General features: G+C 70.9%; 12 protein-coding genes. 3 read left to right on the top strand and 9 right to left on the bottom strand.

The genetic code is table 11. The features are described from left to right. The first annotated feature begins 4 nt into the window (after positions 1–4). The 3 genes from zwf to pgl are packed head-to-tail and all read left to right on the top strand — an operon-like array spanning position 5 to position 3,380. Complete coding sequence (gene zwf / locus ACIRB7_RS31625) at positions 5–1,537, top strand: glucose-6-phosphate dehydrogenase (RefSeq protein WP_403605589.1); 1,533 nt, start codon at positions 5–7, stop codon at positions 1,535–1,537. Continuing rightward, positions 1,534–2,601: a glucose-6-phosphate dehydrogenase assembly protein OpcA gene (gene opcA / locus ACIRB7_RS31620; RefSeq protein WP_403605586.1), complete on the top strand. Its 1,068-nt coding sequence runs from the start codon at positions 1,534–1,536 to the stop codon at positions 2,599–2,601. Before zwf ends, opcA begins: the two co-directional genes overlap by 4 nt. Next, positions 2,598–3,380, top strand: coding sequence for a 6-phosphogluconolactonase (pgl, locus tag ACIRB7_RS31615; protein WP_403605583.1), 783 nt, complete (start codon positions 2,598–2,600; stop codon positions 3,378–3,380). Before opcA ends, pgl begins: the two co-directional genes overlap by 4 nt. Positions 3,381–3,411: 31 nt before the next feature. Here pgl and ACIRB7_RS31610 read toward each other — a convergent pair whose 3' ends face one another. The 9 genes from ACIRB7_RS31610 to ACIRB7_RS31570 form a co-directional block, all read right to left on the bottom strand. Further along, positions 3,412–5,034 carry a PH domain-containing protein gene (locus tag ACIRB7_RS31610; RefSeq protein ID WP_403605580.1) on the bottom strand — a complete coding sequence of 541 codons (1,623 nt, stop codon included), beginning with the start codon at positions 5,032–5,034 and terminating at the stop codon, positions 3,412–3,414. Beyond that, the gene (locus tag ACIRB7_RS31605; protein WP_403605577.1) at positions 5,031–5,531 is read right to left on the bottom strand and encodes a PH domain-containing protein; all 501 of its coding nucleotides are present in this window, start codon (positions 5,529–5,531) and stop codon (positions 5,031–5,033) included. The genes ACIRB7_RS31610 and ACIRB7_RS31605 overlap by 4 nt, the downstream gene beginning before the upstream one ends. Before the next feature lie 4 nt (positions 5,532–5,535). After that, positions 5,536–7,188 carry a glucose-6-phosphate isomerase gene (gene pgi / locus ACIRB7_RS31600; protein WP_403605943.1) on the bottom strand — a complete coding sequence of 551 codons (1,653 nt, stop codon included), beginning with the start codon at positions 7,186–7,188 and terminating at the stop codon, positions 5,536–5,538. A 188-nt stretch (positions 7,189–7,376) separates the two neighbouring features. Next, the gene (locus ACIRB7_RS31595) at positions 7,377–7,712 is read right to left on the bottom strand and encodes an RNA polymerase-binding protein RbpA (protein ID WP_071891222.1); all 336 of its coding nucleotides are present in this window, start codon (positions 7,710–7,712) and stop codon (positions 7,377–7,379) included. Positions 7,713–7,789: 77 nt separating this feature from the next. Then, the gene (secG, locus tag ACIRB7_RS31590; RefSeq protein ID WP_024758014.1) at positions 7,790–8,020 is read right to left on the bottom strand and encodes a preprotein translocase subunit SecG; all 231 of its coding nucleotides are present in this window, start codon (positions 8,018–8,020) and stop codon (positions 7,790–7,792) included. A gap of 97 nt (positions 8,021–8,117) precedes the next feature. Continuing rightward, positions 8,118–8,894: a triose-phosphate isomerase gene (gene tpiA, locus ACIRB7_RS31585; protein ID WP_403605574.1), complete on the bottom strand. Its 777-nt coding sequence runs from the start codon at positions 8,892–8,894 to the stop codon at positions 8,118–8,120. A gap of 8 nt (positions 8,895–8,902) precedes the next feature. Beyond that, complete coding sequence (locus ACIRB7_RS31580; RefSeq protein WP_403605571.1) at positions 8,903–10,114, bottom strand: phosphoglycerate kinase; 1,212 nt, start codon at positions 10,112–10,114, stop codon at positions 8,903–8,905. Positions 10,115–10,219: 105 nt separating this feature from the next. Then, a complete protein-coding gene (gene gap / locus ACIRB7_RS31575; RefSeq protein ID WP_403605568.1) occupies positions 10,220–11,230 on the bottom strand; it encodes a type I glyceraldehyde-3-phosphate dehydrogenase in 1,011 nt (336 codons plus the stop codon). Between the two features lie 218 nt (positions 11,231–11,448). Then, positions 11,449–14,403, bottom strand: a complete 2,955-nt coding sequence (locus tag ACIRB7_RS31570; RefSeq protein WP_403605565.1) for a M14 family zinc carboxypeptidase — start codon at positions 14,401–14,403, stop codon at positions 11,449–11,451. Between the last annotated feature and the right edge of the window lie 109 nt (positions 14,404–14,512).

The raw sequence follows: 14,512 nt of genomic DNA, 5'->3' as shown, positions 1-14,512 counted from the left end.
AACTGTGAGCGCAGTCCACGGAGCCAACCCGCTCCGTGACGCCGCAGACCGACGGCTCCCGCGCATCGCGGGGCCGTCGGGCCTGGTGATCTTCGGCGTCACGGGCGATTTGTCCCGTAAGAAGCTGATGCCTGCCGTCTACGACCTGGCCAACCGCGGCCTGCTGCCGCCGGGCTTCTCGCTCATCGGCTTCGCCCGCCGCGAGTGGCAGAACGAGGACTTCGCGCAGGAGGTCCACGACGCCGTCGAGCAGCACGCGCGCACCCCGTTCCGCGAGGAGGTGTGGCAGCAGCTGATCCAGGGGATGCGTTTCGTCCAGGGCGACTTCGACGACGACGACGCCTTCGAGCAGCTGAAGTCCACCATCGAGGAGCTGGACAAGGCGCAGGGCACCGGAGGCAACTTCGCCTTCTACCTGTCCGTGCCGCCGAAGTTCTTCCCGCTCGTCGTCCAGCAGCTGAAGAAGCACGGCCTGGCCGACCAGAAGGACGGCTCCTGGCGCCGCGCGGTCATCGAGAAGCCCTTCGGCCACGACCTGGTCTCCGCCAAGGAGCTCAACGAGGTCGTCCACGAGGTCTTCCCGCCCGAGGCGGTCTTCCGGATCGACCACTACCTCGGCAAGGAGACCGTCCAGAACATCCTGGCGCTCCGCTTCGCCAACACCCTCTTCGAGCCGATCTGGAACCGGTCGTACGTCGACCACGTGCAGATCACCATGGCCGAGGACATCGGCATCGGCGGCCGCGCCGGCTACTACGACGGCATCGGCGCCGCCCGTGACGTCATCCAGAACCACCTGCTCCAGCTGCTCGCGCTGACCGCGATGGAGGAGCCCGCCTCCTTCGACGCCGACGCGCTGGCCGCCGAGAAGACCAAGGTCCTCGGCGCGGTGAAGCGCCCCACGGACCTGGGCAGGACCACGGTCCGCGGTCAGTACGCGGCCGGGTGGCAGGGCGGCGCGAAGGCCGTCGGCTACCTGGAGGAAGACGGCATCGACCCCCAGTCGAAGACCGACACCTACGCGGCCGTGAAGCTGGAGATCGACAACCGCCGCTGGGCGGGCGTCCCCTTCTACCTGCGGACCGGCAAGCGGCTCGGCCGCCGCGTCACCGAGATCGCCGTCGTCTTCCAGCGCGCCCCGCACTCCCCCTTCGACCACACCGCGACCGAGGAACTCGGCCGCAACGCCATCGTCATCCGGGTCCAGCCGGACGAGGGCGTGACGGTGCGGTTCGGCTCCAAGGTGCCCGGCACCCAGATGGAGATCCGGGACGTGTCGATGGACTTCGCGTACGGCGAGTCCTTCACGGAGTCCAGCCCCGAGGCGTACGAGCGGCTCATCCTCGACGTCCTGCTCGGCGACTCGAACCTCTTCCCGCGCGTCGAGGAGGTCGAGCTGTCCTGGAAGATCCTCGACCCGATCGAGCAGTTCTGGGACAAGCACGGCAAGCCCGCGCAGTACCAGTCCGGGACCTGGGGTCCGGTCGAGGCGGACGAGATGCTCGCACGAGACGGACGGAGCTGGCGCCGGCCATGAAGACCGACCTGACGGACACCACGTCCTCCAAGATCAACAAGGCGCTGGTGCTCGGGCGGCGGGCGATCGGTACGCCGGCCGTCGGCATGGTGCTCACCCTTGTCATCGTCACCGACGAGGAGAACGCCTACGACGCGCTGAGGGCGGCGAACGAGGCGTCCCGCGAGCACCCCTCGCGGACCCTCGTCGTCATCAAGCGGGTCTCGCGCTCACCGCGGGACCGCGCCAAGGCACGGCTCGACGCCGAGGTCCGCCTCGGCGCCGACGCCAGCACCGGCGAGACGGTGGTGCTCCGGCTGTACGGCGAGGTCGGCGACCACGCCCAGTCGGTGGTGCTCCCGCTGCTCCTGCCGGACGCCCCCGTCGTCGTCTGGTGGCCGGTGAACGCGCCGACCGACCCGGCGAACGACCCGCTGGGCGCCCTCGCCCAGCGCCGGGTGACCGACACGTACGCCGCCGAGCAGCCCATCCACGAGCTGGCCGCGCGTGCGGACCGGTACACCCCGGGCGACACGGACCTCTCGTGGACCCGGATCACCCCGTGGCGCTCGATGCTCGCCGCCGCGCTCGACCAGGTCGTGTGCGAGGTCACCTCCGCCGAGGTGGAGGGCGAGGAGTTCAACCCGAGCGTCGAACTGCTCGCGATGTGGCTGGCCGAGCGGCTGAAGGTGCCGGTGCGGCGCTCCAAGTCGACGGGTCCCGGTCTCACCTCCGTACGGATGGAGACCAGCTCGGGTCCGATCGTGCTCGACCGGCCGGACGGCTCGCTCGCGACGCTCTCCATCCAGGGGCAGCCGGACCGCGCCGTGGCGCTCAAGCGCCGTGAGACGGCCGAGCTGATCGCCGAGGAGCTGCGCCGGCTCGACCCGGACGACACCTACGCGACGGCGCTGAAGTTCGGCCTCGAGCGGCTGGACGAGAAGGCGGCCGTCACGGCTCCCGAGCCGGAGGCCGTCATAGCGGCCCCGGCCGAGGCTGAGGCCGAACCCGCGGCTGAGGCCGAACCCGCGGCGAAGCCCGCCGCGAAGAAGGCTCCGGCGGCCAAGAAGGCGGCGGCCAAGTGAGTACCCCTCAGCTGGTCGTCCACCGCGACAAGGAGCTGATGGCCGAGGCCGCGGCGGCCCGGCTGATCACGAAGATCGTGGACGCCCAGGCCTCCCGCGGCTCGGCGTCGGTGGTGCTGACCGGCGGCCGCAACGGCAACGGCCTGCTCGCGGCGCTCGGTTCGGCGCCCGCGCGGGACGCGATCGACTGGTCGCGGCTCGACCTGTGGTGGGGCGACGAGCGTTTCCTGCCCGAGGGAGACCCCGAGCGGAACGTCACCCAGGCCCGGGAGGCGCTGCTCGACCGGGTGCCGCTCGACCCGGCGCGGGTGCACGCCATGCCGGCCTCCGACGGCCCGTACGGCAGCGATGTCGACGCCGCCGCGGCCGCCTACGCGGCGGAGCTGGCCGCCGCCACGGACCCCGGCGACCACGGTGGGGTGCCGACCTTCGACGTGCTGATGCTGGGCGTCGGCCCTGACACTCATGTGGCCTCGCTCTTCCCCGAGCTGCCGGCGGTCCGCGAGACCGAGCGGACGGTGGTCGGCGTGCACGGCGCGCCCAAGCCGCCGCCGCTGCGGGTCTCGCTGACGCTTCCGGCGATCAGGGCGGCGAAGGAGGTCTGGCTGCTCGCGGCCGGTGAGGACAAGGCGAAGGCGGCGGCGATCGCGCTGTCGGGCGCGGGCGAGGTCCAGGCCCCGGCGGCGGGTGCCTACGGCCGCTCGCGGACCCTGTGGCTGCTCGACGCGGCGGCGGCCTCGGAGCTGCCGCGGAGTCTGTATCCGCCGGCTTCGGCCTGATTCCGCGACGCGTACGCCCCGGAGGCCCGGTTCACCTGTCGGTGGACCGGGCCTCCGGCGTCGGTACGGGCTCGATGAAGGGCGCGAGGAGGTCCGGTACGGCCTCGGCGGCGAAGGTCAGGCCCTGGCTCTCGCCCGCGTCGTAGATGGCGTACGCGCCCTCGCCGGCCGCCGTCGTCGCGGTCAGGGTGAGGACGCCCGCGCGGCGCTGGAAGTACGACTGCTTGACGGTCCAGCCGATGACGCCGGAGCGCTGGAGGGCGACCGTGGCGCGCCGGACCGTGCCCGAACGGGTCACCAGATAGGCGCCGCTGACACCGTGTCCGAGACCGCGGTACGCGTCGAGGGCGAGGAGCACGGCGAGCGGGGTCAGGACGACGGCGCAGCCCGCCGCCACGTACAGCAGGACCGGGGTGAGGAGGAGCCCGAGAAGGGCGAGGAGGGCGACCGGGGCGGCGACGGACCACAGGGCCCAGCGCAGCCGGCGGGTGCGGGCGGCGCGGGGGTGGGCGGCGAGCCGCACCCCGGTGGGCGGTTCCGGCTCGCGCAGGACCTGGGCGGCGACGCGGTCGGCGATCTCCCGGGGCACGGCCGGCAGCAAGGTCTTGAGGTCGGCGTGCTTGTCGCCGTCGTCCTTGGCGAGGCCGGTGGCGACGGCGTCGACACGGGCGGCCCCGAACAGGCGTACTCCCAGCGGCTCGACGACCTCGATCCCGCGCAGCCGGCGCTCCTCGAAGGAGACCGAGCGGGCGGTGAGGAGCCCGCGGCGGACGCGCAGGGTGCCGCCGGGCTCGCGCTCCAGGCGGTAGTTCCACCACATCTCGACCCAGAGGCCGAGGGCTCCGACGGCTCCCACGGCGGTGGCGACGAGGACCAGGTCGACGATCATCCAGGTGACGGAGACGTCCCGGAAGCGGTCCCCTATCCAGTCGATGACCTCCCCCTGGGCGCCGAACCACTCGCTGACCTGCATGACGGCTCCGGCCGCCGCGCCGCCGAGGGCCGGGGCGACGAAGGAGACCGGGGCGTAGCGGATCCAGCGGGGGTCGGCGACGGCGAGGGCGCCCTCGTCGGGGAGGCCGGCGGGGCCGGTGGCGGTGCGGGCGAGGAGTTCGTGGCGGAGGAGTTCGCCCTCGGCGCGGGTGACCAGGTGGAGTTCGAGCGTGGACTCGCTGCCGCCGGTGCTCTCGCCGGTGCCGATGCGGACCTTGACGAGGCCGAGGAGACGCTGGAGGGGGTTGGCGGTGAGGTCGACGCTGCGGATGCGCTCGCGGGCCAGGGAGCGGCGCTTGATCAGCAGGAGCCCGGTGTGGAGGTCGATCCGCTCGCTGCCGATCCGGTAGCGGGTGCGGCGCCAGCGGACGTAGTCGACGAGGGTGCCGCCGAGGACGAGGAGGAACGCTCCGGCGAGGACCCAGGAGAGGGCCTGCCCCAGCGGCCTGGATCCGACGAGGCCCAGGGTCGTGGGCAGGCCGGCTCCGCCGGCGACGCCGCACAGGACGGCGGCGGTGGCCAGGAGCACGCGCCGGTCGAGGCGCCGCCACGCCTCGCCGGGGGCATCGCCGGGACTGTCGCCGGGGCCGTCGTCGCGCGGCCCTTCGGCGCCGCCTATGCCGCCGTCGCGCGGGTCCTCGCCGTGCCCGGCCTCGTTCATGTGGCGTCCCCGGGGGTGGCCTGGGTGAGGGCCGTGAGCCGCTCGCCGAGCTCGGCGGCGAGCGCGTGGTCGAGGCCCTCGATCCGGATCGCGCCCTTGGAGGAGGCGGTGGTCACCGTGACGGTGGCGAGCCTGAAGTACTGCTCAAGGGGGCCGCGTACGGTGTCGACGGTCTGGATCCGGGACATCGGCGCGATCCGCCACTCCTGCCAGAGGGCCCCCGTACGGACGTAGACGGCGTCCTCGGTGACCTCCCAGCGGTGCACCCGGAACCACCAGGCGGGGAAGAACGCGGTGCAGGCGAGGCCCAGGGCCGCGACGGCCCCGGCCGCGAGCAGCAGCCAGAACCGGGCGGGCCCGATGAGCGCGCCGAGGACGCCGAGGACCGCCACCGGTACGGCGGTGGTCACCAGGAGTTGGCTGCGCCACCAGGCGACGGCCCGCTCGGCCACGGCGTTCCTGGGCGGCCGCAGCCGCACCGCGTTCTCCCCCGTCATGCCTCTACCGTCCGCGCAGCGAGCGGTAGGTGTTCACGAGGGCGGCGGTGGAGCTGTCGAGCTGCTCGCCGCCCTCCCCGTCGGTCAGGACCGGTTCGATCCGCTTGGCGAGGACCTTGCCGAGCTCGACGCCCCACTGGTCGAAGGAGTCGATGTTCCAGACGGCGCCCTGGACGAAGACCTTGTGCTCGTAGAGCGCGATCAGCTGGCCGAGGACGGACGGGGTGAGCTTCTCGGCGAGGATCGTGGTGGTGGGGTGGTTCCCCTGGAAGGTCTTGTGCGGGACGAGCTCCTCGGGGACGCCCTCGGCCCGTACCTCCTCGGGCGTCTTGCCGAAGGCCAGCGCCTGGGTCTGGGCGAAGAAGTTGGCCATGAGCAGGTCGTGCTGGGCGACGAGGCCGGGCAGCAGGTCGGCGACGGGCCGGGCGAAGCCGATGAAGTCGGCCGGGATGACCTTGGTGCCCTGGTGGATCAACTGGTAGTACGCGTGCTGTCCGTTGGTGCCCGGGGTGCCCCAGACGACGGGCCCGGTCTGCCAGTCGACCGGGTTGCCCTCGCGGTCCACCGACTTGCCGTTGGACTCCATGTCGAGCTGCTGGAGGTAGGCGGTGAACTTGGACAGGTAGTGGCTGTACGGCAGGACGGCGTGCGACTGGGCGTCGAAGAAGGCGCCGTACCAGACGCCGAGGAGGCCGAGGAGCAGCGGCGCGTTCTCCTCGGGCGGAGCCGTACGGAAGTGCTCGTCGACGAGGTGGAAGCCGTCGAGCATCTCGCGGAAGCGCTCGGGGCCGACGGCGATCATCAGGGAGAGGCCGATGGCGGAGTCGTACGAGTAGCGGCCGCCGACCCAGTCCCAGAACTCGAACATGTTCGTGGTGTCGATGCCGAACTCCTCGACCTTCTCGGCATTGGTCGAGAGGGCCACGAAGTGCTTGGCGACGGCCTCCTGGCCGGCCCGGAGCTCGGTGAGGAGCCAGTCGCGGGCCGAGGTGGCGTTGGTGATCGTCTCGATGGTGGTGAAGGTCTTCGAGGCGACGATGAACAGCGTCTCGGCGGCGTCGAGGTCGCGGACGGCCTCGTGGAGGTCGGCCCCGTCCACGTTGGAGACGAAACGGAACGTCAGGTCCCGCTGGGTGTAGGAGCGCAGGACCTCGTAGGCCATGGCGGGGCCGAGGTCGGAGCCGCCGATGCCGATGTTGACGATGTTCTTGATCGGCTTGCCGGTGTGGCCGGTCCACCCGCCCGCGCGGACCGTGTCGGCGAAGGTCGCCATCTGGTCGAGGACGGCGTGGACGCCGGGGACGACGTTCTCCCCGTCGACCTCGATCACGGCCTCGCGGGGGGCCCGCAGCGCGGTGTGGAGCACCGCCCGGTCCTCGGTGGTGTTGATCTTCTCGCCGCGGAACATGGCGTCGCGCAGCTCGGCCACGCCGGTGACGGCGGCCAGTTCGCGCAGCAGCGTCAGCGTCTCCTCGGTGACGAGGTGCTTGGAGTAGTCCAGGTGGAGGTCGCCGACCCGCAGGGTGTAGCCGGTGCCCCGCTCGGGGTCGGCGGCGAACAGGTCGCGCAGATGGGTCTCGCCCAGCTGCTCACGGTGCTTGCCGAGGGCCGCCCACTCGGGCAGCCGGTTGAGCCTGGTGCGGCCTTCGTTGTTCATCTCGGACATCGCCCACTTCTTCTCGTACTGCTTGTCTGCCCCGCTGCGTCTCCAACCTAATTGATCAGAGGGGCCGACGACGCGACGGCGAGCGGCCGTGACGGAGGCGAGCGGGAGAACGCGGAACGGGCCTTGCCCGCGAATCCAGTTCGCGGGCAAGGCCCGTTCGTCACACCGTCACACCACGTTCAGATCTCGCCGCGCAGTTTGGCGAGCGCCTCGGCGAGGATCGCCTCGCCGTCCGCGTCGCTGCGTCGCTCACGCACATAGGCGAGGTGGGTCTTGTACGGCTCCGTGCGCGGCGGGTCCGGCGGATTGTCCCGGTCCTGACCTGCCGGGAAGCCGCAGCGTGGGCAGTCCCAGGTCTCCGGGATCGCCGCGTCGCTGGCGAAGCTCGGCTGGGTCTCGTGCCCGTTCGAGCACCAGAACGAGATGCGGGCGCGCGGCGCCGATTCGCCGCGCTCGGCCTCGCCCATCGGCCCCGCTCCGACCCGGCTTCCCCGGATCGCGTTGCCACTTGCCACGGTCGTAACTCCCTGCGTGATGGTGCTCGAAGATGCCCCAGTCTACGTAAGGCCCAACGCGCGTCCAGTGATTGGAGTTACCCGTCCAACTTCATCAGCAGACCAAGTACCACAATGCAGGCGAACCAGAGCAGACCGACCACGACGGTGATGCGGTCCAGGTTGCGCTCGGCGACCGAGGAGCCGCCGACGGAGGACTGCATACCGCCACCGAACATGTCGGAGAGGCCGCCGCCCTTTCCCTTGTGCATCAGCACGAGCAGCATGAGCAGCCCGCTGAAGACGAGCAGGGCGATCGAGAACCCCATAACCACGGCTGGACCAACTTCCTCGGACGAATACGGACGGGGGCCGGGCACCTGCCCGACCCCCGCAAGGGTACGACGTAACTCCGCTACCGCATACTCACTGGTCGCGGAAGCGCACGATCTTGACGAACTCGTCGGCGTCGAGCGCGGCGCCGCCCACCAGCGCTCCGTCGACGTCCGGCTGCGCCATGATCGCGGCGACGTTGCCGGACTTGACCGAGCCGCCGTACTGGATGCGGACCTTGTCGGCCAGCTCCTGCGAGTACAGCTCCGCGAGGCGGCCGCGGATGGCCCCGCAGACCTCCTGCGCGTCCTCGGGGGTGGCGACCTCGCCGGTGCCGATGGCCCACACCGGCTCGTACGCGATCACGATGGACTCGGCCTGCTCGGCCGGGACGTCCTTCAGACCGCCGTCGAGCTGGGCGAGGGTGTACTCGACCTGCTGGCCGGCCTTGCGGATGTCCAGGCCCTCGCCGACGCAGAGGATCGGGGTCACGCCGTGCGTGAAGGCGGCCTTCACCTTGGCGTTGCAGATCTCGTCGTTCTCGGCGTGGTACTGGCGGCGCTCGGAGTGGCCGACGGCCACGTAGGCGCACTTCAGCTTGGACAGCATCAGGCCCGAGATCTCGCCGGTGTAGGCACCGGAGTCGTGCGCCGAGATGTCCTGGGCGCCGTACTTGATCTTGAGCTTGTCGCCGTCGATCAGGGTCTGTACGGACCGCAGGTCGGTGAAGGGGACCAGGACCGCGACCTCACAGGCGTCGTGGTCCTTGTCGGTCAGGGCGAAGGCGAGCTTCTGGACGTGGGCGATGGCCTCAAGGTGGTTGAGGTTCATCTTCCAGTTGCCCGCCATCAGCGGGGTGCGGGTGCTCATGGAAAGGATCAGTCCTCCAGTGCGGCGAGGCCGGGCAGCGTCTTGCCCTCGAGGTATTCGAGGGAGGCGCCGCCGCCGGTCGAGATGTGGCCGAATGCCGTCTCGTCGAAGCCCAGGATGCGGACGGAGGCGGCGGAGTCGCCACCGCCGACCACCGTGAAGGCCGGAGAGTCGACGAGCGCCTGGGCGACAGCCCGGGTGCCCTCGGCGTAGTCGGGGTGCTCGAAGACGCCCATCGGACCGTTCCAGAAGACGGTGCCGGCGTCGGCGAGCTTCGAGGCGTAGAGCTTACGGGTCTCCGGACCGATGTCCAGGCCCTCCTCGTCCGCCGGGATGGCGTCCGCGGCGACCGTGGTGGGGTTGGCCGGAGCCTTGGTCTTCAGGTCGGGGAACTCCGCCGAGACGAGGACGTCGACGGGGAGGACGAACTCCACGCCGCGCGCCTTGGCTCGCTCCAGGTAGTCCAGGACCGCCGGGATCTGGTCCTCCTGGAGCAGCGAGATGCCGACCTCGTGGCCCTGGGCCTTGAGGAAGGTGTACGCCATGCCGCCGCCGATGAGGATGCGGTCGGCCTTCTCCAGGAGGTGGTCGATCACGCCGAGCTTGTCGGAGACCTTGGCGCCGCCGAGCGCGACCACGTACGGCCGCCGGACGTCGTCCGTGAGCTTCTTCAGGACGCCGACCTCGGTGGCGATGAGGTAGCCCGCGGCGTGCGGGAGGCGCGCCGGGAGGTCGAAGACCGAGGCGTGCTTGCGGTGCACGGCGCCGAAGCCGTCGCCGACGTAGACGTCGGCGAGGGCGGCGAGCCGGTCCGCGAACGCGCCGCGCTCGGCGTCGTCCTTGGAGGTCTCGCCGGCGTTGAAGCGGAGGTTCTCGAGGACGGCCACCTGGCCGTCGGCGAGGCCGGCGACGGTGGCGGTGGCGGAGTCGCCGACCGTGTCCGTCGCGAAGGCCACCTCGGCGCCGAGCAGTTCACCGAGGCGCGCGGCGGCCGGGGCGAGCGAGAACGCCGGGTCCGGGGCGCCCTTGGGCCGGCCCAGGTGCGAGGCGACCACGACCCGGGCGCCCGCGTCGGCGAGCGCCTTGACCGTGGGGACGACGGCGCGGATACGGCCGTCGTCGGTGATGGTGGTGCCGTCGAGCGGCACGTTGAGGTCGGCGCGGACGAACACGCGCTTGCCTTCGACGCCCTCGTGGAGAAGCTCGTCGATCGTCTTCATCTGTTAACTGACTCCTTGGTACGCGGTGGAGCACACAAACAGGGCTCGCACAGCGCGGCGTTGCGCTGCCCGAGCCCTGCTCACATCGAAAGCCCGCCCTGAAGCTTAGAGCTGGCCGCCGACGAAGACGGTGAGGTCGACGAGACGGTTGGAGTAACCCCACTCGTTGTCGTACCAGCCGAGGATCTTGACCGTGCTGCCTTCCTGGACCATGGTCAGGGAGGCGTCGAAGGTGCAGGACGCCGGGTCGCCGACGATGTCCGAGGAGACGATCGGGTCCTCGGTGTAGACCAGGACGCCCTTGAGGTCGCCGTCCTCGGAGGCCTTCTTGAACGCGGCGTTGACCTCGTCCTTGGTGACCTCGCGGTCGAGGGTGACGACCAGGTCGGTGGCGGAACCGGTCGGGACCGGGACGCGCATGGCGATGCCGTCCAGCTTGCCCTTGAGCTGCGGGAGGACCAGGGCGGTGGCCTTGGCGGCGCCCGTCGTGGTCGGGATGATGTTCTCCGCGGCGGCGCGGGCGCGGCGCAGGTCCTTGTGCGGGAAGTCCAGGATGCGCTGGTCGTTGGTGTACGCGTGGACCGTGGTCATCAGGCCCTTGACGATGCCGAAGTTCTCGTCGAGAACCTTGGCCATCGGCGCGACACAGTTGGTGGTGCAGGACGCGTTCGAGATGACGTGGTGCTTCGTCGGCTCGTACTTGTCCTGGTTGACGCCCATGACGATGGTGATGTCCTCGTCGGAGGCCGGAGCCGAGATGAGGACCTTCTTGGCGCCGCCGGCGATGTGCTTCTCGGCGTCGGCCTTCTTGGTGAAGATGCCGGTCGACTCGATGACGATGTCGACGCCCAGCTCACCCCAGGGGATGTCGGCCGGGTTGCGCTCGGAGAGCACCTTGATGGTGCGGCCGTCGACCGTGATGGTGTCGGCGGTGTGGGTGACCTCTGCCTTGAGGCGGCCCAGGATGGTGTCGTACTTCAGCAGGTGGGCCGTGGTCGCGGTGTCGCCCAGGTCGTTGACAGCCACGATCTCGATGTCCGCACCCTGCTCAAGGAGTGCGCGGAAGTAGTTCCGGCCGATGCGGCCAAAGCCGTTGATGCCTACGCGGATCGTCACGAACCGATCTCCTCGTTAGGTACGCCGGAGTGCTCGACGCCGGCGAGATTTTTGTTTTTTGGGATGTCCCCGACCGCTTACGACCCTACCCCCACCGGCGCCCGGGAGTGACATCGGCCGCATCCGCATGTGCCCGGAAAGTGAGGGAAAACGGCCGACGGCCCGTACCTACCGGCGGGTACGGGCCGTCGTGGGACCTTTGTCCCCACTACTCTCCGTCAGCGGCGGAGCACCCCGAGGGCGCGGCCGACGAGACGTGCCCGGTCGGTGGCTCCGGGCACGTGCTCGAGTCCGTAGCCGAGGAGGACGGTGTCACGGGTGGTGACGGCCGCCTGGGAGTGGAAGAGCGCGGCGGAGCGCGTCCAGTCGGCGCCGTTGCCGGGGCTGCCGGCCGGGGCGCCCGGTACGGTCCACGCGCCGAGGGCGGTCTCGAAGCCCTCCGCCTCGGTGGTGGTGCCGGTGACGAGACGGGTGTCGTCGACGAAGGCGCCCATCTCTCCGGTGCCGGGGTCGGAGACGTACGAGATCGACAGCTCGACCTGCTTGCCGGCCCAGGCGCTCAGGTCGACGGAGGCCTGCCGCCAGCCGTTGGAGGGGCCGGTGAAGGCGTTCCAGGAGCCGGTGGTGCCGGTGGCCGTGCAGCCGTCCTCGCCGACGGTGAGGTAGTGGGCGAGGAAGGGGTGGCCCCGGACGTAGTAGCCCTCGCCGCAGTCGGCGGGCGGCTCGGCGGAGGTGCCGCCGTTGGCGTCGGGCAGGGTGGTCCAGTCGTCCTGGCCGACGGTGTGGGCCTCGACGACGAGGTTGTCGTAGCCGGGCTCGGTGTCGTAGCTGACCTGGAAGTCCAGGCGCGGCGCGGCTCCGGCCGCGACGCCGGTGAGGTCGACGGTCCTGCTGAGCCGGGCCCAGGTGTTGTCGGCGTGCTCGACGGCCACGAAGGACGCGCCTTCGGCGGGCTCGAAGGGGGTGCGGACGCCCGGGTAGTCACCGGCGGAGGCGCTGCTCGCGAACTGCGGGAACTCCTTCGGCCGCAGCGTGTCCGAGGTGACGGTGTACGCGCCCGCGTTGTCGAGCGGGTTGTCGGCGGCGGCGCCGAGGCCCGCGCCGATGCCCGCGAAGGCGCCGGTGCCGGCGAAGGCCGGCGGGTTCCCCAGGCCCGCGCGGTGATAGGCGCCGAGGTAGTACTGGGCGAAGTCGTTGGACTCGGCCCGGCCGATCTGCGTGAGGCCGCCGGACTTCTCACCGGCGTTGATCAGCTTGCCGCCCTCGTTGAGGTAGGCGCGCACGGCGAGCTGGGTGGTGCCGGAGGGCCGCTCCGCGCCGGTGTACCAGACGACGGTACGGAAGTGGGAGAGGACGCCGAGGGCGTCCGGGGTCCCCTGGGTGGCGACGTCCCAGACGGCGGACCCGCGCTTGTTGTCGGCGAGCGCCTTCACATAGGCGGCGGTGTGCCGGCCGGCCGTGGTGCCGCCCTCGTCGGCGAGGACGAGCACGTCTCCGCGGGGGCGCTCGGCCACCTTGTAGGTGAAGGGGGCGGAGGAGGTGGCGCGGCCCTCGCGGGTGCGGGCGGTGAACCACACCTCGACGGAGTCACCGGGGCGGGCGTCCTCGACCTCGGCGCGGTACTCGTCGAAGTAGAGGTTGTCCTCGCCGCCGAAGGTCTCGCCGCCCTTCCAGGCGTCGAGCTCCTCGCTGTGGGTGCGGCCGCCGTTGATCCGGTACTTCAGGGTCTTGCCGCGCAGGGACTTGCGGGCGGTGACGGCGACCTCCTGCTCCTCGCCGCGGGCGTAGGAGGTGGTGAAGGTCTTCGGGGTGAGGTCGGGGGCGTCGATGCCGACGGGCGAGACGGGCCGGTCCGGGTGGGCGGCGGTCTCGGCGACGGCGAGCGCGAAGGGGATGTTCTTGGCGAACTCGGCCTGGATCAGCTTCTCGTCGTCGGGGAAGGTGAAGACGGAGGCGCAGTCTGCGGGATTCCAGGCGTCGTTCGGGTCGACCCGGGAGGCGGTGGCGCAGGTCGACATCTCCGGGGTGAACATCTGCGTCCCGTTGACGTTGGCGGCGTGTCCGTCCGCTTCGCCGTTGGTGATGTACAGCTCGGAGGAGACCTGCGGCCGGTAGCCGGGCACGGCGGGCTTCTGCGGGGTGCCGGCGAGGGCCTTGAGGGCCACGTCGTCGGGGGTGTCGGTGGCGACCTGCCAGCCGACGCCGTAGAGGATGAGCTGGGCGGCCGAGTGGTAGTTGATGCCGTACGCGAAGCCGATGCGCTTCTGGAAGGCGTCGATGGCCTTGGTCTCGGGCTCCGACATGGGGCCCTTGCCGCGGAAGGTCTCGTCGGCCGGGTCGGGCGACGAGCCCTCGTTGTCGTAGCCCCACTTGTAGGCGAAGTTGCGGTTGAGGTCGACGCCGTCGCCGGGCGCGATCCTGCCGTCGCCGTCGTTGTCGCGGAGGTTCTTGCGCCACTGCCGGTTGTCGGGGTCGGCGTGCGTGTGGTCGTAACCGTCCGGGTTGGCGGAGAGCACGAACCACAGCTCGGTGGAGTCGACGATCCGGGTGATCCGCTCGTCCTTGCCGTAGCCGTCGAGGTAGTGGTGGAGCAGCCGCCGGGTCATCTCCGGCGTGATCCACTCGCGCGCGTGCTGGTTGGACATGTACAGCGTCGCGGGCTTCGAGCCGTCCTTGACGCGCTCGGCGCCCTTGCTGACCTTGACGGCGAGGATGTCCTGGCCCCCCAGGGTCTTGCCGATGGAGACCACCTTGGTGATCCCGGGGTTCGCCCGGGCGGTGTCCAGGATCTCCTGCTTGAGGCCGTTCGGGCCGCTGTACGGCCGGAAGACGCCGTCCCCCGCGGCGGCCACCCGCTTCTCGGCCTGGGTGGACAGCTGGTGCTCGGCGAGCTCGACGCCCTGGCCGCGCAGCTGTCCGGCCTGCCGTCCGGTGAGGAAGAGCTCGACCGTCGCGGACCCCTTGTCGGGGACCTGCTCGGTCATCTCATGGGCGTCGGCACCGGCTTCGAGGAGCAGCGGGACCTGCTCCTTGGTGACCTCGGCGCGCCATACGGAGAGGTGTTCGAAGTCTCCCTCGGTGGGCCTGGGTTGCGCTCCGGCGACGGGTGCCGCCGCCATTCCGGCAATCAGCAGTGAAGCCGCGGCGAGGATCGATCTCGCTCTGCGTCTCATGAGCCCCCCTTGTTGTCGTCTGCCACGAAGGTGAACAGACGCCAGGCTCATGGGCGCCCATGGGCCTGTCAAGGGTGCCTCGCGGGCGTACGGAAAAGCTGCCGGTGCC

This window comes from Streptomyces sp. NPDC093795 (genome assembly GCF_044764665.1).
Taxonomy (GTDB): Bacteria; Actinomycetota; Actinomycetes; order Streptomycetales; family Streptomycetaceae; genus Streptomyces.
Note: the sequence above shows the minus strand (reverse complement) of the source record. Positions and strands in the feature narration are given on the sequence as shown.

Bases quoted from the DNA above. Each gene is read 5' to 3' on its own strand.
- opcA (WP_403605586.1), top strand. From the start codon at position 1,534: ATGAAGACCGACCTGACGGACACCACGTCCTCCAAGATCAACAAGGCG.
- ACIRB7_RS31610 (WP_403605580.1), bottom strand. From the start codon at position 5,034: ATGAACGAGGCCGGGCACGGCGAGGACCCGCGCGACGGCGGCATAGGC.
- ACIRB7_RS31605 (WP_403605577.1), bottom strand. From the start codon at position 5,531: ATGACGGGGGAGAACGCGGTGCGGCTGCGGCCGCCCAGGAACGCCGTG.
- pgi (WP_403605943.1), bottom strand. From the start codon at position 7,188: ATGAACAACGAAGGCCGCACCAGGCTCAACCGGCTGCCCGAGTGGGCG.
- secG (WP_024758014.1), bottom strand. From the start codon at position 8,020: ATGGGGTTCTCGATCGCCCTGCTCGTCTTCAGCGGGCTGCTCATGCTG.
- tpiA (WP_403605574.1), bottom strand. From the start codon at position 8,894: ATGAGCACCCGCACCCCGCTGATGGCGGGCAACTGGAAGATGAACCTC.
- ACIRB7_RS31580 (WP_403605571.1), bottom strand. From the start codon at position 10,114: ATGAAGACGATCGACGAGCTTCTCCACGAGGGCGTCGAAGGCAAGCGC.
- ACIRB7_RS31570 (WP_403605565.1), bottom strand. From the start codon at position 14,403: ATGAGACGCAGAGCGAGATCGATCCTCGCCGCGGCTTCACTGCTGATT.